Origin of the sequence: Sphingobacterium sp. Ag1 (genome assembly GCF_000988325.1) — a bacterium.
GTDB lineage: Bacteria > Bacteroidota > Bacteroidia > Sphingobacteriales > Sphingobacteriaceae > Sphingobacterium.
On record NZ_LBGU01000021.1, the window covers coordinates 18,053 to 36,617 of the forward strand.

General features: G+C 39.8%; 17 protein-coding genes and 1 tRNA gene. 15 read left to right on the forward strand and 3 right to left on the reverse strand.

What is annotated here, in order from left to right; genetic code table 11:
- The first annotated feature begins 3 nt into the window (after window positions 1–3).
- Window positions 4–1,758 carry a DUF885 domain-containing protein gene (locus AAW12_RS02955; RefSeq protein WP_046672172.1) on the forward strand — a complete coding sequence of 585 codons (1,755 nt, stop codon included), beginning with the start codon at window positions 4–6 and terminating at the stop codon, window positions 1,756–1,758.
- A gap of 62 nt (window positions 1,759–1,820) precedes the next feature.
- Here AAW12_RS02955 and AAW12_RS02960 read toward each other — a convergent pair whose 3' ends face one another.
- Window positions 1,821–2,810, reverse strand: coding sequence for a GlxA family transcriptional regulator (locus tag AAW12_RS02960; RefSeq protein ID WP_046672125.1), 990 nt, complete (start codon window positions 2,808–2,810; stop codon window positions 1,821–1,823).
- A 135-nt stretch (window positions 2,811–2,945) separates the two neighbouring features.
- On the opposite strand from AAW12_RS02960, the gene AAW12_RS02965 reads away from it, so the two are divergent.
- The 6 genes from AAW12_RS02965 (at window position 2,946) to AAW12_RS02990 (ending at window position 9,798) form a co-directional block, all read left to right on the forward strand.
- On the forward strand, window positions 2,946–3,368 hold the full coding sequence (locus AAW12_RS02965) for an SRPBCC family protein (RefSeq protein WP_046672126.1): 423 nt from the start codon (window positions 2,946–2,948) through the stop codon (window positions 3,366–3,368).
- A gap of 62 nt (window positions 3,369–3,430) precedes the next feature.
- Entirely contained in the window at window positions 3,431–3,853 is a 423-nt protein-coding gene (locus AAW12_RS02970) for a DoxX family protein (protein WP_046672127.1), read from the forward strand.
- Window positions 3,854–3,947: 94 nt separating this feature from the next.
- Window positions 3,948–4,397 (forward strand): SRPBCC family protein, encoded by a 450-nt coding sequence (locus AAW12_RS02975; protein WP_046672128.1) that lies wholly within the window; start codon window positions 3,948–3,950, stop codon window positions 4,395–4,397.
- Between the two features lie 12 nt (window positions 4,398–4,409).
- Complete coding sequence (locus AAW12_RS02980) at window positions 4,410–4,808, forward strand: glyoxalase (RefSeq protein ID WP_046672129.1); 399 nt, start codon at window positions 4,410–4,412, stop codon at window positions 4,806–4,808.
- A 468-nt stretch (window positions 4,809–5,276) separates the two neighbouring features.
- Window positions 5,277–6,161, forward strand: coding sequence for an ABC transporter ATP-binding protein (locus AAW12_RS02985; RefSeq protein ID WP_046672130.1), 885 nt, complete (start codon window positions 5,277–5,279; stop codon window positions 6,159–6,161).
- Entirely contained in the window at window positions 6,154–9,798 is a 3,645-nt protein-coding gene (locus tag AAW12_RS02990; RefSeq protein ID WP_046672131.1) for a M1 family aminopeptidase, read from the forward strand. The genes AAW12_RS02985 and AAW12_RS02990 overlap by 8 nt, the downstream gene beginning before the upstream one ends.
- A gap of 50 nt (window positions 9,799–9,848) precedes the next feature.
- Here the strand turns inward: AAW12_RS02990 and AAW12_RS02995 are convergent.
- A tRNA-Ile gene (locus AAW12_RS02995) sits at window positions 9,849–9,922 on the reverse strand.
- Between the two features lie 89 nt (window positions 9,923–10,011).
- Here AAW12_RS02995 and AAW12_RS03000 point away from each other — a divergent pair.
- The 8 genes from AAW12_RS03000 to AAW12_RS03035 all read left to right on the forward strand — a co-directional run bounded on the left by AAW12_RS03000 (window position 10,012) and on the right by AAW12_RS03035 (window position 17,677).
- Window positions 10,012–10,644, forward strand: a complete 633-nt coding sequence (locus AAW12_RS03000) for an HAD family hydrolase (protein ID WP_197083964.1) — start codon at window positions 10,012–10,014, stop codon at window positions 10,642–10,644.
- A gap of 92 nt (window positions 10,645–10,736) precedes the next feature.
- Window positions 10,737–10,931: a 30S ribosomal protein S21 gene (gene rpsU, locus AAW12_RS03005; RefSeq protein WP_046672133.1), complete on the forward strand. Its 195-nt coding sequence runs from the start codon at window positions 10,737–10,739 to the stop codon at window positions 10,929–10,931.
- Between the two features lie 101 nt (window positions 10,932–11,032).
- The gene (locus AAW12_RS03010; RefSeq protein WP_046672134.1) at window positions 11,033–11,914 is read left to right on the forward strand and encodes a tyrosine-type recombinase/integrase; all 882 of its coding nucleotides are present in this window, start codon (window positions 11,033–11,035) and stop codon (window positions 11,912–11,914) included.
- Window positions 11,915–11,928: 14 nt separating this feature from the next.
- Window positions 11,929–12,291 carry a ribosome hibernation-promoting factor, HPF/YfiA family gene (gene hpf, locus AAW12_RS03015; RefSeq protein ID WP_046672135.1) on the forward strand — a complete coding sequence of 121 codons (363 nt, stop codon included), beginning with the start codon at window positions 11,929–11,931 and terminating at the stop codon, window positions 12,289–12,291.
- Between the two features lie 244 nt (window positions 12,292–12,535).
- Entirely contained in the window at window positions 12,536–12,910 is a 375-nt protein-coding gene (locus AAW12_RS03020) for a DUF6686 family protein (RefSeq protein ID WP_046672136.1), read from the forward strand.
- A 373-nt stretch (window positions 12,911–13,283) separates the two neighbouring features.
- Complete coding sequence (locus tag AAW12_RS03025) at window positions 13,284–13,811, forward strand: ferritin (protein ID WP_046672137.1); 528 nt, start codon at window positions 13,284–13,286, stop codon at window positions 13,809–13,811.
- A gap of 219 nt (window positions 13,812–14,030) precedes the next feature.
- Window positions 14,031–16,709 carry a TonB-dependent receptor gene (locus AAW12_RS03030; RefSeq protein ID WP_231585191.1) on the forward strand — a complete coding sequence of 893 codons (2,679 nt, stop codon included), beginning with the start codon at window positions 14,031–14,033 and terminating at the stop codon, window positions 16,707–16,709.
- Window positions 16,706–17,677 carry an NAD(P)H-quinone oxidoreductase gene (locus tag AAW12_RS03035; RefSeq protein WP_316933104.1) on the forward strand — a complete coding sequence of 324 codons (972 nt, stop codon included), beginning with the start codon at window positions 16,706–16,708 and terminating at the stop codon, window positions 17,675–17,677. Before AAW12_RS03030 ends, AAW12_RS03035 begins: the two co-directional genes overlap by 4 nt.
- Here AAW12_RS03035 and AAW12_RS03040 read toward each other — a convergent pair.
- A complete protein-coding gene (locus tag AAW12_RS03040; RefSeq protein ID WP_046672139.1) occupies window positions 17,666–18,529 on the reverse strand; it encodes an AraC family transcriptional regulator in 864 nt (287 codons plus the stop codon). The two genes, AAW12_RS03035 and AAW12_RS03040, sit on opposite strands and share 12 nt — an antisense overlap.
- Window positions 18,530–18,565: the final 36 nt, after the last annotated feature.

The window sequence follows — 18,565 nt, forward strand, 5'->3', positions numbered from 1 at the left end:
CCAATGAAACTTATAACATATACCCTTGCTATCTTTGGATTGGGCCTAATGGCTTCCTGTGGATCGGGAACTCAGGACCGACAATCTACTGTTGATACTGCTGCGAATGAAAAATTTAAATCGTATGAGGACCGCTTTATTCTACAGCTTTGGAAGGAAAATCCGGAATGGGCTACCCAGGTCGGATTCCATCAGTATGATTCCTTGTTGACCATACCTGATGCTGATGCGCAAAAACTACGACTGGAGTTTTCGAAAAGACATTTGGACAGCCTTAAAAATTTTGATCTGAGTACGTTGAATCTTTCTCAGCAAACAGATTATCATCTGATTCAAAACTATCTTGAATCCAATATTTGGGCGATTGAAAAAGAGCGCGCGTATGAGTGGAACCCTTCTTCGTACAATGTTGGCGGGACGATCGCTTTTATGCTTGCCGAGAATTATGCGCCTTTATCGACCAGACTTAAAGCGATATATCATCGGTTGACGAAGATTCCGGCCTACTATGAGGCTGCGAAAGGACAGCTTAAAAATCCGGCCTCGGTCTTGACCGATTTGGCCATTCAGCAGAATTTGGGTGGTTTATCTGTTTTTGAAAACGATTTGCGTGATTCACTTAAAAAATCTGATCTGTCGGCTTCAGAAAAGGAAGCTATTCAGAAGGCCTCACAACAAGCTATTGCGGCGATCAATGGGTATGTTCAATTTTTAAAAGTGGCACCTAACCCTTCGCCACGAAGTTTTAGATTAGGCAAGGAACTTTACGACAAAAAATTTGACTTTGACATCCAATCTGGTTCAACAGCTGAACAGATTTACCAGGCTGCTCTCGCAAGGAAAAGCTACTTGCACGGTGAGATGTATAAAATTAGCAAAGAGCTGTGGCCTAAATATTTTGGAAAATCGTCCTTGCCGTCCGATAGTTTGCTTGTCATTCGAAAAATGATCGACACCCTGTCTGTCAACCATGTTAAAGCAGAAGAGTTTCAATCGGCTATCGAAGCACAGATACCGAAGCTGGTTGCGTTTGTCAAACAAAAAGATTTATTGTACATCGATGATAGCAAGCCGCTCGTGGTGCGTAAAGAGCCTGCTTACATGGCTGGTGTTGCGGGAGCTTCAATCAGTGCACCTGGTCCATATGATAAAGGCGGAAATACCTATTACAATGTGGGCAGTCTGACCGGTTGGACGAAAGAGGCAACGGAAAGTTACCTTCGGGAGTATAACCATTACATTTTACAGATACTCAATATCCACGAGGCTATTCCAGGCCATTATACCCAATTGGTGTATGCCAACCAATCGCCGAGTCTCATCAAGAGTATTTTAGGAAATGGTGCAATGATTGAGGGCTGGGCTGTCTATACCGAACAAATGATGCTCGAAAATGGTTACGGAGACAATGCCCCAGAAATGTGGTTAATGTGGTACAAATGGCATCTGCGTACTGTTTGCAATGCGATACTCGATTATAGCGTCCATGTGAAAAATATGAGTGAAAAAGACGCCATGCATTTGTTGGTTGATGAGGCGTTTCAACAACAGGCTGAAGCAGCCGGAAAATGGAAACGTGTGTCGGTGAGCAGCGTGCAGTTGACATCTTACTTTACGGGATATAAAGAAATTTATGATCTTAGGGAAGCTGTGAAGCAAAAAGAAGGAAAACAGTTTAATTTGAAGGCGTTCAATGAAAAATTCCTGAGCTTTGGCAATTCTCCGGTGAAGTATATCCGGGAAATGATGTTAAAATAAAAGTAAGAAATCCGATCAATGATAAAGCCACTCTCCTGAGTGGCTTTATTGTTTATCAAAGCTTATTGCTCGATGGCGACATCGGCGGTCACCTTGGCAAATTTGTTTCGATAATCTATTGGTGTAAGGCCAGTAATTTTTCGGAAAATATCCCGAAAGGCTTTTGTATCTGTATAACCTACATCATACATGACCTCAGAGACGTTTTTTCGTGATGCTTCGAAGAACTTTTTTGCAGCTTCGATGCGTACGCGTTGCAGGTATTCAACAGGCGTGTTGTTGGTTGCTTCTTTGAATCTCCGTTCAAATGTTCGCCGCCCAATATTGACATGATTGGCCAGTTCTTCGACTGTAATTTTCTCCTCGTACTTCTTCTCGATATAGTCTTGAGCTTGTTGGATATCCAGATCAGCATGATTACGTTGGCCTCTGAATATGGCGAATTGCGATTGATTATCCCGGCTGATATCCAGTGCAAAATATTTGGCTATGAGTACGGCTGTTTCCCTATCGGCATACTTTTCCACTAAATAGAGGATCAGATTCCATAAACTGCTCGCGCCACCACTGCTGTAGATATTTTCATGTTCAGTGATCACAGCACCATCTTCAATTTCAATGTGGGGGTATTTTTCCTTGAACTCTTCGATATGTGCCCAGTGTGTCGAACATTTTTTTCCATCTAAAAGACCAGTCTCAGCGAGCAGGAAAGCACCCACACATAGACTGGCAAGACTAGCCCCTTTGTGGTACAGTTTTGTGAAATAAGGGATCGCTTCGGCATTATCACGTATTCCTTTTTCTATGTTGCCAAAAATAGGCGGTATAATAAGCAGATCTGTTTTCTGAACGTCCTGTAGTAGTCGGTTTGTCTTGATGGTATACTCCCCGCTATTGGCCGGGACGTAAGTCGTTAAACCTACATATTCGACTTCAAAAATAGGCTGTTTTCCAAAGGCCGTTAGAAATTCATTGGCCGTATGAAAGGTTCTGAACGCAGGGGTAATACCTTCGATAGTACCGTATTCGGGAACAAAAACAGAGATTTGCATATCATTTTTGGTTTATGATATAAAGGTACAAATAGTTTTTGTCGTAATCTACCCCTAAAGTTGTCGTCTTTGCAACAGCCGCAATGTTGTGATCCTTTGCATCTTTGTTATATCAATATAAACAATAGAAAAACAATGAAAAGACAGACAAAAATTACAGTTGAAGCCGCGATTAACGCTCCTGTAGAAAAAGTATGGAAACTTTGGAACAATCCTGTGGATATCATGCAATGGAATACGGCAGATCCGAGCTGGCACTGCCCAAGTAGTGAAAATGACCTTCGTGTAGATGGAACTTTTAAAAATAGAATGGAGGCGAAAGACGGAAGCTTTGGGTTTGACTTCGAAGGAACCTACCATACGGTAAATCTATATCGGGAAATTGCTTATACCATGGCTGATGGAAGAACTGTAAATACGCTTTTTTCGGAAGTGGAAGGGAAAACCAGTGTGATTACAGTTTTTGATGCGGAACAGGAAAATGATCCTGAATTGCAAAAATCGGGTTGGCAGGCTATTCTGAATAACTTCGTAAACTACGTAGAATCTGCGAATTAATATTTCCTGACCTCAAGGTGAATCAGAACTGAAATTATACACTTACACAAACGACTTATACAATGAAAAAGAACAAAATTGCTTTTTGGATAGCAACGGTATTTATAGTTCTCTGGGAAGGACTAATGCCACTTGGAACACTATTATTTGCTCCTCAATATATCAATGCGGGCACAAAACCATTGGGATACCCCGACTATTTTGCCTATGCATTAATCGTCTGTAAGGTGTTGGGCGTTATTGCAATTGCTGTACCACAGGTTCCAGGTAAATTAAAAGAATGGGCTTATGCTGGACTGACATTTAACTTAATATTTGCTTTTATCAGTCATGCCTGTGTTGACAAAAATGCTGCATTTATGGCCATGCCTATTGTGATATTGGCAGTACTCGCTGTTTCTTACGTCTATCAGGGTAGAATAGCCCGCTTGAGCAGCAAAGATATGAGCAACACAGGAGCGTATCACCAGACCTCAGTTGTTTAAGACCTTATCAGATTGGATTGTCCTAAAATAATCGCTAATAGAAAAAGTAAAACAAAAAACCAGCAGTATTAATTTATTTATAAACGATATAGCTATGAAAACGAATCATGTTTCTTTACATCGAATTATTCAGGCGAGCCCTGAAAAAGTGTTCCGTGCTTTTGCAGACCCGATAGCACATGCCAGCTGGCTTCCTCCTTATGGTTTTCTGTGTACTGTACAACACATGGAATTTAAAGTCGGGGGAAGTTTCAAAATGACTTTCACCAATTTTAGTACAGGTCATAGTCATTCCTTCGGTGGTGAGTATCTAGAGATTGAACCAAATGGTTTTATCAAGTACGTGGACCGCTTTGATGACCCCAATTTACCAGGTGAAATGACTACGACTGTTTCTTTGCGTAAAGTGATCTGTGGCACTGAACTTCAGATTGAACAGACGGGAATTCCCGAGATTATTCCCGCGGAGATGTGTTATCTTGGGTGGCAAGAATCTTTGGAAAAAATGAAAAAGCTTGTGGAACCTGAAATACCGGACGCTTAATCAATTTAAATTATGCTAGTTGAGCAGATGGAACGCTTGCAAAGCGGAATATTCATTACATTCTCAGGAAACTGTAGGGCAGCACTTACCTTTTACCAGACTTGTTTCGGGGGCACTTTACATTTCGAGATGTTCGAAGAACCCCTTCAAGGCTATGGTGAAACTCCTGTGGTGAGTGCTGCTCTTATTTCCGAACGCATTGTCATCTATGGCTCCGATCTCGTACACAATGAAGGTCGGAAAGTGGGAAACTATGTAGCTGTATTTGTTCCCTGTCAGGACAATGCTGATCGCGAGGAATTAATCGGAAAACTTACATCCCAAAGGATCAAAAATAAATCTGGTGATACAGCACATAAATTTATTGAGGTAACTGATTTGTTCAATGTACGCTGGGTTTTGGGAATTTAGTTTCCTCTTTCAAATAGTTGCTTTTTTTATTAAAAAAAGCAACTTGTACTAAAATCAGTGTTATGATCTTTGTAGAAAATGAGTTTGCGCCATTAGTCCGGAGGTTTATGTGACAGATCCTATTTTTGCCTACTTAGGCGACAAAGTCTCAGCACTGGGTATGCAGGTTGAATACGTTGATTTTCAGGTTAGCCGTAGCTTTGGTGGGTCTTTTCGTTGTAGTACCCAGCCATTATTGCGGAGTTTCCAGTAGACTTCTTCATTCTTTCTGATCCCTATCCAGATTTTTTGGTCCTGCTGGAGACGCACTTTTTCCAATGGATAGTTAACTAGTAAAATACTGTTGCTTTGTCCATAGTCCTGTCTACAAAGAGTCTTTTATTTTCGTTTGTTTTTAACTTTTACTATATTGATGTAACATATCATTGTTTCGGTATACTAACATATTATTAACAGTTAAAATAAATTATGAATTTATCAATAGAGACCCTTAGTAAGACCTATTCTAATGGGGTAAAAGCTTTAGATGGCGTAAACTTAGAAATCAAGCCTGGGATGTTTGGTCTACTGGGGCCAAATGGTGCTGGCAAATCTTCTTTAATGCGGACGATTGCGACACTTCAGAAACCCGACAGTGGGCGTATTACTTTTGGTGATATTGATGTACTCAAAAATCAGCTCGATTTACGAAAAGTTTTGGGTTATTTACCACAGGAATTTGGTGTTTATCCCAATCTGTCGGCATCAGACCTGCTGCAATATTTTGCAAAATTGAAAGGAATTAAATCTAAAGCGGATCGGGATGCCATTATCAATCGTGTTCTTGAGGTAACCAATCTTTGGGACGTGCGCAATAAAAGCGTAAGTGGTTATTCGGGCGGTATGAAGCAACGTTTTGGTATAGCGCAATTGTTGCTGAATGATCCTAAGTTAATCATTGTTGATGAACCGACCGCAGGGCTTGACCCAGCGGAAAGACATCGTTTTTTAAATGTGCTACGCGAGATAGGTACCGATCATACCGTTATTTTTTCCACGCATATCGTGGATGATGTGCGTGAACTCTGCCATGAGTTGGCCATTCTGAATGGAGGAAAGATTCTTTTGAGGGGCACTCCTAAAGAATCCATCGATCAATTGGAAGGTAAAATCTGGGTACGTATCATCAGTCGGGACCAATTGGATGAGTATACACAAAAATATAACGTTATTTCAACCAATTACAATCAGGACAACACGCTCAATATTCGGGTGTACAGCGATGCGCGTCCTGATGAATCATTTGTGAACGCTCAAGGCCAATTGGAGGATGTCTATTTTGTAGCGCTAAAAAATGATCAACGCCATGTTTAGAGCCATTTTTAATTTTGAGTTTGCGCGTTGGTTTAAGAGTTCGGCCGTCTACATCTATATGGCACTCTTCTTTGCGCTTTCGTTGTTCATTATGCTGTCTTCACTCGGTATTTTTGACGGTATAACGGCAACGACTTCGTCCAATACCATGATGAATTCTCCTTGGGCAATTAACGGCATGGTCAACGGTATGTCGACTATTATCTATTTTTTGATACCGTCCATCGTTGGAGCCTGTGTCTACCGGGATTTTCAATATCAGGTGCATACGATACTTTTCAGTTACCCTTTCTCAAAAACAGACTATCTACTCGGTAAGTTCTTTGGATCGGTGGCTGTTGTATTGGTTATTGTATTTGCTTCAACCCTAGGGATTATCGTTGCACAATTTGTGCCGGGCATTAATCAATCTTTATTAGGGCCGATTCAGGTTTGGGCTTATTTACAAACCTATCTTGTGCAGGTTATCCCCAATCTCATTATTTTTAGTGCAATTATCTTTGTGCTGGTAACATTGACACGAAACGTATACGTTGGTTTTGTTGCGGTGCTGATTCTTATTATTCTTCAGGTGCTGGTTCAGAATCTGGCAAACAACATGGACAACCGTTTTGTAGGGGCATTGATCGATCCTTTTGGGGATAGTGCCATCTCGTATTATACACAATACTGGTCTCCTGAAGAGAAGAATATAAACAACCTGCCATTTACTGGAGCTGTTATTTATAACCGGTTAATATGGCTTGCGGTCGCAGCCCTGTTCATTGGCGGGTTTTATGTGTTGTTTTCTTTTTCACAACATTCGATTTCCTTTAAATCGTCGAAAAAAGGAGCCCGTTTAACCAAAAATAACTTTGATAGTGTCTTCAAAATCAATCTACCTAAAGTAAATTATGATTTTTCGACATTTCATTATTTAAGAACAATGTGGATGATGGCACGGTATGACTACCGATATATTGTCAAAAATCCGGTGTTTTTAATATTGACTTTGGTAGGGGTATTGTTCATTATCTTAATGGCAAGTACCATTGGTTCGATATTCGGAACGTCGACCTATCCCGTGACCTGGAAAATGCTGATGATCCCGGGGACTACATTTAAATTTTTCCTGCTGATCCTCACTTTTCTTTTTACGGGACTTCTTGTGCATCGTGGAAGTATTACTCGGATGGGGGGACTACTGGATACCACAGCTGTTCCCAACTGGGCTTTTATGGGATCGAAGGTTATCGCAATTCTTTTGATGCAATTAACCTTGCTGGCCGTTGTGATTGTTACCTGCATGGGCTTCCAGATATACTATCGTTATTATAATTTTGAAATCGGCCAATATGTGATGCACTTGATGGTATATGGTATGCTGTCAAATTTGGTCTGGCTGTTCATTTCACTGTTTGTCCATACACTTTTCAAAAATTACCTGGCTGGTTTTTTTGTGTTATTGACCTTATTTATTGGGTTACCCTTTTTATCCATGGTCGGAGTAGAACAGGAGATCTATCAGTTTAACCAGGGACCGGATCTTGATTACTCGGATATGGATGGATTTGGTTACGTTCTGCCGTTCTTAACGTATCGGGTTTATTGGCTACTTTTTGCGGTGTTCTTTGCTGTTATAGCCCTGCTATTGTGGCGGAGAGGTAGTTTTTCAGGAATTCGCGAGCGTTGGCGTATTTTTAAGGCGAACTTGGGGCCGGTAACCACGGCGATACTCATTTTTGCCTTTGTGGGCTTTATCGGCATCGGTGCTGCAATATATTACGAAAATCATGTTAAAAATCCCTATTATACCAGTTTAGATCATGAAAAACAGGCTGTGGAATGGGAGAAGAAATATAAAAAGTACCAATACAGGCCGCAGCCCCGTGTCGTGGATGTCAAGTTTAATTTAGATATTTTTCCCGATAAGCGTAGTTTTAAAGCGAATGCGGCCTATGTGCTAAAAAACAAGACCAATACGCCTATAGATTCCATTTTCGTCAATTATAATGATTACGATTATACCTTTTCTTTAAGTGTGCCGAATAAATTGATTTCGGCCGACGATAAATATAATTTCAATATTTATAAACTCGAGAAGGCGATGGCTCCGGGCGATTCTATTGTATTGAAATTTAGCACGGCTAGTCCGGCCAACACCTGGATAAATGAAAAGTCTCCTGTGAAGGGCAATGGCACTTTTATCAACAATATGCTTTTTCCGAATATAGGCTATCTTGACCGTGGCGAGCTGGTAGATAATGATATTCGAAAGAAATACGGACTGCCACACCGGGATAGAATGGCTCCACAGACTGACAAAAGGGCCCTTCAGAATAACTATATATCCAATGATGCCGATTGGATCCGTTTTGAAGCTACGGTTAGCACAGCCAAAAATCAGTTGGCTATTGCCCCAGGCTATCTTACAAAAGAATGGGAAAAAGATGGTCGTAAGTACTATGAGTATAAGATGGATTCGGAAATCCTGAACTTTTTTGCTTTTAATTCTGCCGAATATGAAGTCAAAAAAGATAAGTGGAACGGGGTTAATTTAGAGATCTATTACCATAAGGGGCATACCTATAACCTGGATCGCATGATGGCTTCCAGTAAAGCTTCTTTGGCTTACTATACGAAAGAATACAGTGCTTACCCGCATCGACAATTACGTATTATTGAATTTCCGCGCACTGCAGGAACTTTCGCACAGTCCTTTGCCAATACCATTCCTTTTTCGGAAGCGATCGGTTTTATTGCTGATGTCAACGAGAAGAAAGAAGATGCGGTCGATTATCCCTATGCGGTAACAGCCCATGAGATTGCACATCAGTGGTGGGCACATCAAGTGGTAGGAGCCAATGTGCAGGGGGCGACATTGATGTCCGAAAGTATGTCGGAATATTCATCGCTCAAGGTTTTGGAAAGAAGATATGGGAAAGGGCAGATGCGTAAGTTTCTCAAAGATGCGCTCGATGGCTATTTACAAGGGCGAAGTGCAGAAAAATTGGGTGAAAAGCCGTTGATGTATAATGAAAATCAAATGTATATTCATTACCAAAAGGGATCCTTGGTACTGTATGCCTTGAGCGATTATCTGGGCGAGGAGCTTTTTAACCGGACAGCTCAATCTTATTTACAACGTACAGCGTTTCAAAACCCACCGTATACAACGTCGTCGGAGTTTGTGGATAGTTTTAGACAGGCGACTCCAGATTCCTTACGTTACCTGATTAAAGATATGTTTGAAACGATCACCCTATATAACAACAAAATAGAAAAAGTAAGTTCTAAGAAACTTAAGAATGGTAAATATCAGGTTGATATCCAATTTGAAGTCTCTAAATACCGCGTAGATGGCAATGGGAAAAAGAGTTACAATGACGAAGGTGGACAGCCACTGTCCTTTAAGAAATCAGATCGCGTGACCCTGAAATCATTGCCATTGGCAGACTATATTGAAGTCGGCGTTTTCTCGGATAAGAAAAGCAAAGACGGTAATAAACGTCAGGAGCTTTATCTAAAAAAGCATAAAATCGATCGAATCAACAATACGATGACGCTAGTTGTTGATCAAAAACCCGAACAGGTAGGCATAGATCCGTATAATAAATTAATTGATATTGAATCGGACGATAATCGAAAGGAAATATAGGGAAACCCCGATAATAAAAAATCCCCATCATGTGATGGGGATTTTTTTTGTGCTCCCACCTGGGCTCGAACCAGGGACCAAAAGATTATGAGTCTTCTACTCTAACCGACTGAGCTATAGGAGCAGGTCGTTTGTTTTGTCAATTTAAACAGTTGTTGTGCCGTTTTGACGATGCAATTATCGATATTTGTATCGATATTTCAAAATAATTCAATGGAAAAAATTAAAAATATTGTTCTTGATTATGGGAATGTGATCTTTATGATCGACTTTGTAAAATTGAAAACTGCTTTTACTCAGTTAGGTATAGAAAATGTGGATGCCGTATTCGGACATCATGGTCAAAGTGCACTTTTTGATAATTTTGATAAAGGAAAAATTGATTCTACGCAATTCCGTGAGGGAATAAGAGCATTAACCCAAAATCCAGCCCTGACGGACGAACAGATTGATACGGCCTGGAACAGTTTACTGCTTGGTGTGCCACAAGGTAATCATGAGATTCTAGTGCAGTTGAAAGATCGATACCGAACTTTTTTGTTAAGTAACAATAATGCAATTCATTATGCCTATTGTATGAATGATATACATGAGAAATATGGTGTTGCCGACAATGAAGGTTTTTTTGAAAAGACCTACTATTCCCATTTAGTGGGAATGCGCAAACCAGATCCGGAGATTTTTGAGTTGGTCATGCAAGAACAACAATTGGATCCGGCGGAGACTTTATTTATTGATGATAGTCCACAACATCTGGCGACAGCGAAACAATTGGGTTGGCATACGGCGTTGTGTACTAAGGAGAAACCATTAAAAGTGTTGTTGGAAGAATTTGGATTGTTATAAAAAAGTAATTTTGTTTTTCCGTTTTAAAAAGAAATAGCTTACCTTTGTCCCACTTTAAATTTAAAAGCGGCGAAAGGAGGTATATATAACGCATGATTATCGTAAATGTAAAAGAAGGAGAATCTTTAGATAGAGCATTGAAACGTTTCAAAAAGAAATTCGAAAAAACTGGAGTTTTAAGAGAGTTGCGTTCACGTCAAGCTTACGAAAAGAGATCTGTAACTCGTCGCATTCAAGTGAAAAAAGCGATTTACAAACAATCTTTGAATCAAGATGTAGCTAACTAATTGATTCGCTGATAATTTTAAAATATAAAGGGAAAAGCATTGCTTTTCCCTTTTTTTTGTGCTTTTAAGTTTGTAATTTAAGCTATATAGCGAGGGAAAATATGTTGGAAAAGGAGTTTATTCGGTTTTTGCAGATTGAGAAAAGGTATTCAGAACACACGGTTATTGCCTATAAGCATGAGCTGGAGATGTTTCAGTCTTTTTTGGATCGTGAGGGGCTGACTGTGCAGGATATTGTATACCGTGATTTGCGTCATTATTTCGCGCAAATGGTAGAGTCCGGAAAAAATGCAAGTTCAGTCAACCGGAGTATGTCTTCAATGCGAACTTATTTTAAATTTTTGCAGCGTGAGGAGTGTCTCGACAAGAATCCCATGACGCTTATTAAAGCGTTAAAAACTGCAAAAAAATTACCGGTTGTTGTTGAAAAGGAAAAGCTGGTCCGTTTGTTGGATCAGATGGGACAGGAGCAGGATGGATTTGAATCCTGCCGCGATTATATGGTGATGGAATTGTTGTTCGGTACCGGAATTCGGTTGGCAGAATTGTTGAAAATTAAGGAGCAGGATATCGATTTTTTTAATAAAAATATTCTTATATTAGGTAAAAGGAACAAAGAACGCCTGGTTCCGATCAATAATCTTTTATTGAAAGAATTGAAAAACTATTTGCAACAAAAGGCGACGCAATTTGTTGATACGAATAACAGCTTACTAATCGTTACGAAAGAAGGAAAGCCAGCATATGCCAAGCTGATCTATACTATTGTACATCGGCAATTGACGCTGATTTCTACGCAAGGTAAAAGAAGTCCTCATATTTTGAGGCATACTTTCGCAACGGCCCTATTGGATAATGGGGCGGATTTAAATGCAATTAAGGAGCTGCTGGGGCACGCGGGGCTTGCGGCAACGCAAGTGTACACGCATAACTCAGCAGAACGACTGAAGTCTATTTATAAACAAGCTCATCCAAAAGCTTAAAAAAAGGAGGAAAAATGAACATTACTGTGCAATCCATTCGATTTACTGCTGATCAAAAGCTAATCGAGTTTATCAAAAAGAAAACAGGAAAATTGGAGCAGTTTTTGGATTCCATTATTGGTGGCGAATGCTACCTGCGATTGGAAAATGTCGATGATGAGGCAAATAAAATTTCAGAAATTAAATTAAATATCCCGGGAAGCCAGCTTTTTGCGAAAGGGCAAGCGAAAAGCTTTGAGGAGGCGACAGATATTGCTGTAGAATCCTTGCGTAGACAGATTAACAAACATAAAACAAAGACGAAAAATACAGTGATCAATGGGCGTAATGAAGTTCTTGCCGTAACGGAAGAAGAAGAGGAAGAAGAATACGATTAATAACGATCAAAACATAGGAATACATACAGGAGGTCAGTAGCAACTGGCCTCCTTTTTTTGTTGTTATAGGTCAGAAAGAACCTTGGTTCGATTCATAAATTGACGCAGGGAAAATCATGAAGTTATATCTGCATCCATTGTGGAAAGGCTTATTTATATTAAATCAAAATAATCTTCTATTTTACTTGGATTGATTATAAATAATATTTATTTTTGATCGATTTAAATGATAAGGGAAATAGAAATGTCAAAATTGGTTTGTCCGTTAGCACATGTTGAGGAAGTTTTTTCAACCATAGCAGGTACAGTTTATCAATGTAGCCGCAAAAATTGTTTCTGGTTGGAATATAATAATGAAACAACGTCTTTCTCGGTATCGGATTTTTTGAAATTTAAGAAACGTATCGATGGGATTGATGTTGAGCATATGCTTCATGATACAACACGCTCATCCGATTTTGAAATCATTATGCCTTTTCGTACAGAAAGATGTTTCATCTTAACTGTAGCGGATGTGCTCCAGTTGCGCGAATTATTAGATGGCGCTAAATTTATGATGGAATTGAATAGTGTTGTCAGAACTTGTTTGCAGGTTTCGCCATTTGCGGTTTTCGCTTAGGCAGTATATATAAACGAATTTAAAAAGCGGTGTACGTCTATGATGTACACCGCTTTTTGTTTTGTGGTGACCTTATTTAATTTTAATTTAAATAAGTCTCAATGGACTACCTTTTGTTTTTTCGTTGGCATTCCTGATTTTAAGTCCTTTCTGCCACTTATTGTTTTATTTGATGGCTTATTGAAAGTATCAATAGTGTGTATTTGTAATTGTATTGATTCTAAACAAGTTGCGGTTTGTTTGTCTAATTTAGACTGAATTTGTATTACATATTCTTGATACACATTTTGAATATCTGCTGTATCTTTGTGATGTAGTCAGGTGATCATGTGTTTCACTTGTTCATGTTTTAGAAATTAAACTTAAGGTAAATATGAAAGATTTATTGAAATTAAAATCTTCTTTGAAAGAAGAGATCGAAAATATATTGAATGCACAGATTAAAGTTGAAGCTCATTCTTCAGCATTATATTTGGCAATGTCTTCGTGGTGTGATGATCAGGGTTTGGAAAATGCTTCCGAGTTTTTTGCGAAACAATCCAATGAAGAGCGCGAGCACATGTTGAAGCTTTTCAATTATATTAACAACCGCGGTGGTCGTGCAATTTCTCCGGAAGTTACGGGTATCCCTCAAGATTTTGAATCATTCCGTGGTGTATTTGAGCAGACATTGGAACAAGAGATGTTTGTTACTGAACAATTCAATAATATTGCGGATAGATGTGCGAAAGAAAAAGACTACGTAACTTTTAACTTTGTTCAATGGTTCTTGGAAGAGCAAGTGGAGGAGGAGTTTGTTGCAAGACGCATCCTTGAATTATTCGATGTAATCGGTGAAGAGGGTACTGGCCGTTGGGAAATTGATAAGCACCTCGTTAAGGTTACCTTTGCGGGTGAATAATAATTTTTTCAAAAAAAATAAAAAACGAGCTGTCGGAACAGCTCGTTTTTTTTATATACAAAACACAACTTTTTACGTTAATAGCTTAAGAATTCTTATATTGAATTGTATTATTGCAAAGTCTATTGGATGGAACTAAAGGACGGGAATATTATCCGGTTAGTACTTTTTTTAGCTATAACGAACTTGTTTTTTTTACCCAAAACCACTTTAGGGCAGGTGTCAAAAAAAGAGGTTTATGGCATTGTTGTCGATACAGCTGGAAGGCCCCTAAATGGTGTAAGTGTTCACCTGACGAGTTCCCGCGATACCTTGTTCTCATCAACTTCCGCAACAGGTTATTTTCATTTTAATCGTGTACTGGGCAATGATATTCGGATTAGCTGTAGCCAGCTGGGCCTTAGTATCTTGGAACGTAGTTATCCGTTGTACAATAGCACGACAGCTAAATTGGATGTTGGAAAATTGACCATGTTTCCCCATGTATCCCTTTTAAAAGAAGTTGTTGTACTAAAATATAAACCCATTGTCTATAAGCAGGATACTGTTCAATTTAATCTGGATGCTTTTCAATTTGATCGCCGTGCACTCTTAGAAGAGGCTCTTAAGGCACTACCCAATATTCAGGTCTCGCGGGATGGTTCTGTCTACGCCTTCGGTAAGCCCATATCCTCTGTTAAGGTGGATGGTAAAAAATTCTTTGGTGGCGATGTGCTCACCGCCACACGCAATCTTCCTGCAGATTTTGTGAAAAGCGTTCAAGTTATTGATTTTTATGGTGACGAGGCGACGGCAAAAGGAATTAAAAGTGCTGAATCCGAAAAAGTTCTGAATATTGTACTCAAAGATGATAAGAAGAAAATAACGTTTGGTCAAGCTACACTTGGCGGTGGTTCGGTAGATCGTTATTTGGGAAGTGCTGGACTGAATCGTTTCAATGACGGTAAAGAGTACTCTGTTATCGCGTCGGTCAATAATACCAATACCAACCTTTTTTCTTTCGGTTCGCCCAATGGCGGGGAGCGGGAGCGGGAAATGGGTGAGCTAGCGGATTTTGCGGACCCGACAGACGGCGTCAATAAAATCGGCTCTGTAGGTGGTAGTTTCTCTAGTCCGCTTTCTAAAACGGTAACAGCAAGCGGAAAATATAGCTTTACGCAACGTAATAATTATATCCAGGGAAATTCCTTATTACAATCGATATATGGGTATGGCAAAGCCGCGAATAATCTGATTAGTAATTTTGAAGATTACAAAATAAAATCAATCGATCGTATCCATAAAATGGACTGGGATTTTGATATGAAGCTGTCGCCCAAAGATCAGCTTAAAATATCGCCCAAACTATCTTGGACCAATTCGACCAGCAATACGTTAAAAGATAGAAGGATCCAAAATAATCGGTTAAGTAGTACGGGGAACTACGGCGCGGCCAATAGTACAGAAAGCCCTGCTGCGGCTTTAGATCTTTTTTACGTGCGAAGTTTTACTAAACCGGGGCGGAAAGTACTTTATACTTTGCATACGGATTTTAATTCCTTGGATAAAGATGAGGAAGTGCGCGATTTTAATAGAGCGATCGACAGCAGCTCGAACGTGCCAAAAATAACGGAAACTTACCTGAATCAAATGGTCCGTTCCAGCAATGAGAATAAAAATATCCAAAGTCGCTTGTCGTTGGTGGAGCCCGTTGATTTAGGTGGTACCTTGGAGATCAATTACGATTTCGATTATACCAAAATTGATGCCCGTCGCTCTACTTTTGACAATAACAATAATTTTAACAACGGGCCCATACTGGTGGATTCACTTAGTTTGAAGTACGACTATTCTTTCGCAAGCAATAAAGTCGGCATGATTTACCGCCAAGACTTAAGCGAAAAAGTAAAGGTAAACTTCGGTTTTGCAGTTCAGCCGTCCGAATTAACGGGAAGTTCAACAGATAAACTGATAAAAACCTCCTATTCAAATGTTAATCTCGTGCCCTCTGCTGGATTGAAATGGAAGTTTACCAAAGAAGAGGATCTTTCTATGGACTATTATGGACGTAATAACCAACCTAGTTTCTATCAGATACAGCCGGTGGTGGACAATACCAACACACAGAATATTGTGGTCGGAAATAAGGATTTGAAATCTGAATTTGCACATAGTATTGTTTCAAAGTATCGCAAATCCATCACGCGAAGGGGACAATATCTGGAAGCCAGTCTGGCTTTTAACTTAGTAAATGATAAGATTGTAGCCAACCGGACAATTGAACCTAATTCAACGATACAGAAAACGACTTATCGCAATACAGAAGGGTACTATGATATTAAGAGCTATTATTTGTTTACAGCTTCTTTATTGTCGGATAATTTGCAGATGAGCTTAAATGGCAATGCAGATTATTACAACAATATTTCGTACGTCAATGATAAAAAGAGCTTTGGTGGACACTTTTTGTTTACACAAGCCCTTCAATTCCGCTATACCTGGAGTGATATTTTTGAAGCGGAATTAAATGGCAACTATTCGTTGAACAGGGCCACATTTGACTGGCCTGTACAAGATAATATCACGGCGCATTCCGGAATCGTTGGTTTGGGATCTAAAGCTTATTTGGGCAAACATTTTACCATGGGACTTGAACTTTCTCAAAAATTTAATGCGGGTTATTCGAGCTCATGGAACAATATTAATCCAACGATAATCAACGCCTATATGGAATATACTTTTGGAAGGAATAACTTGGGTATGTTAAGATTTCAGGGATTCGATCTAATGAATCAGAATACTGGAATTTCACGTGCCGTGGTGGGAAATGATATTTTAGACGTTCGAAACAATCGTTTGGCTCGTTATTTTATGCTTTCGCTCAATATAAGATTACAGAAATATCCCAAAAAATCATGATGAAAGCTGTCATTATTACTGAACCGGGTGGACCGGAAGTTTTGAAAGTCCGCGATGTGGAAATGCCTCAGATCGGTGAACTGGAAGTTTTGGTCGAAGTAAAGGCTGCAGGTGTAAATAGACCTGATGTTTTTCAGCGTAAAGGGAACTATCCGGCACCTGCTGGGGTGGATGCGCGGATACCTGGATTAGAAATAGCAGGGGGTATTGTCGCAAAGGGAGCCGGGGTCGCTGACTGGAACATTGGTGATCGTGTATGTGCACTCGTAGCGGGTGGAGGTTATGCAAACTATGCTAACGTCTATCAGGGACATTGTTTGCCTATTCCCGATCATTTAGATTTTGCGGAAGCAGCCTCGCTGCCTGAGACCGTATTTACAGTATGGGACAATGTCTTTCGAAGAGGGAATTTGCAGACCGGCGATCATTTTTTGGTACACGGTGGTGCTGGTGGGATTGGCAGTACGGCAATTCAGTTAGCGGCCTTGTTCGGTGCAGCAGTATATACGACAGTCAGCTCATCTGAAAAGGCTAGCTTTTGTAAATCATTGGGAGCAACCAAAACAATAAATTATAAAACGGAGGATTTTCTGGAGGCGCTGAAGCCTTTGGGGGTTGATGTTATTTTAGACAGTATTGGTGGTTCATATTTTGAGAAAAATATCAACCTATTGAACCCCGATGGTCGTTTAGTATATATTAATGCGATGGAAAGCGCAATAGTCGAGTTAAACTTGCTCAAATTAATGCAGAAACGGATTGTTTTAACGGGAAGTACATTACGGGCGAGAGATCGTGAATTTAAACAAGTGTTACGGGATGATATCTGGTCTCAGGTATGGCCGAAACTTAGCGCTGGCGATTTCAAACCGACCTTATACCGGGTACTTCCTTTTGCGGAGGCTGCTGAAGCCCATCGATTGATGGAAGATTCAAGCTTATTGGGTAAAATCGTCTTAAGTTTTTGATCGTTGAAAGCTGAGCGGCGTGGTGCCGGTTACATTTTTGAAGTATTTATGGAAACTTGAAAAGTTTTGAAAACCTGATTCAAAGCAGATCTGCTTCACCGTCTGTTTGTTTTCTATTAATAAATTGCAAGCGGTTTTCACCCGCATTTCGATCAGAAATTGAAAGAGCGTTTTTCCGATCTGTGATTTGAAATAACGGCAGAAGGAATTTGGGGTCATTCCCGTGAGAGAGGCAAGTTCCTGGAGGCGTATCTGGTCGCGATAATTTTCACCGATATATTGCATGGCAATTTGCATACGGTTGGCATCCTGATCTTGCAGCTGGATGGTAAAAGTGGGGCTCGTTAACAGATCATGTTGTTCTTCGGCCGAAATATACTGTAATATTTCTAATAAATGAATAATACGTGCGGTACCTGTTGCTGCCAAGATAGCGTCAATTAATTGTGCAGTTTTTAGTCGGCTGCTCTCCAATAATGAAATGCCTCTTTTGGAGACGCGAATAAGGTCTTTGATGGATTTATTTTCAGGTAAATTAATAAAATCATTTCCCCAAAAGTTCTCTTTAAAATGAAGCACACGAATATCTGCGCTTTCTGCTTCTTCCTCTTGAAGATAAATTTCGTCAAATAACCAATAATGAGGTAGGTTTGAACCAACAAGGGTGATATCGCCCGATTCAAAGCGCCGTACACTATCGCCAATAAATTGGGTGCCTGAGCCTTTGGCGAAATAAATTAATTCCAGTTCTTCGTGGTAATGCCAAAGATTATGGTACTGAGGTGTATTGTCTTTACGCGCGTTGAACGAATGCTCAAGATTGCTATTTAAATGAAGCAGTTGTGCTTTCATAATTATGAAATATATGCAGTAAAGTTACATAATTCA

Bases quoted from the DNA above. Each gene is read 5' to 3' on its own strand.
- hpf (WP_046672135.1), top strand. From the start codon at position 11,929: ATGAACATTACTGTGCAATCCATTCGATTTACTGCTGATCAAAAGCTA.
- AAW12_RS03020 (WP_046672136.1), top strand. From the start codon at position 12,536: ATGTCAAAATTGGTTTGTCCGTTAGCACATGTTGAGGAAGTTTTTTCA.
- AAW12_RS02980 (WP_046672129.1), top strand. From the start codon at position 4,410: ATGCTAGTTGAGCAGATGGAACGCTTGCAAAGCGGAATATTCATTACA.
- AAW12_RS03035 (WP_316933104.1), top strand. From the start codon at position 16,706: ATGATGAAAGCTGTCATTATTACTGAACCGGGTGGACCGGAAGTTTTG.
- AAW12_RS02985 (WP_046672130.1), top strand. From the start codon at position 5,277: ATGAATTTATCAATAGAGACCCTTAGTAAGACCTATTCTAATGGGGTA.
- AAW12_RS03040 (WP_046672139.1), bottom strand. From the start codon at position 18,529: ATGAAAGCACAACTGCTTCATTTAAATAGCAATCTTGAGCATTCGTTC.
- AAW12_RS02965 (WP_046672126.1), top strand. From the start codon at position 2,946: ATGAAAAGACAGACAAAAATTACAGTTGAAGCCGCGATTAACGCTCCT.
- AAW12_RS03010 (WP_046672134.1), top strand. From the start codon at position 11,033: ATGTTGGAAAAGGAGTTTATTCGGTTTTTGCAGATTGAGAAAAGGTAT.
- rpsU (WP_046672133.1), top strand. From the start codon at position 10,737: ATGATTATCGTAAATGTAAAAGAAGGAGAATCTTTAGATAGAGCATTG.
- AAW12_RS03000 (WP_197083964.1), top strand. From the start codon at position 10,012: ATGGAAAAAATTAAAAATATTGTTCTTGATTATGGGAATGTGATCTTT.
- AAW12_RS02975 (WP_046672128.1), top strand. From the start codon at position 3,948: ATGAAAACGAATCATGTTTCTTTACATCGAATTATTCAGGCGAGCCCT.
- AAW12_RS03025 (WP_046672137.1), top strand. From the start codon at position 13,284: ATGAAAGATTTATTGAAATTAAAATCTTCTTTGAAAGAAGAGATCGAA.
- AAW12_RS02970 (WP_046672127.1), top strand. From the start codon at position 3,431: ATGAAAAAGAACAAAATTGCTTTTTGGATAGCAACGGTATTTATAGTT.
- AAW12_RS02960 (WP_046672125.1), bottom strand. From the start codon at position 2,810: ATGCAAATCTCTGTTTTTGTTCCCGAATACGGTACTATCGAAGGTATT.
- AAW12_RS02990 (WP_046672131.1), top strand. From the start codon at position 6,154: ATGTTTAGAGCCATTTTTAATTTTGAGTTTGCGCGTTGGTTTAAGAGT.
- AAW12_RS02955 (WP_046672172.1), top strand. From the start codon at position 4: ATGAAACTTATAACATATACCCTTGCTATCTTTGGATTGGGCCTAATG.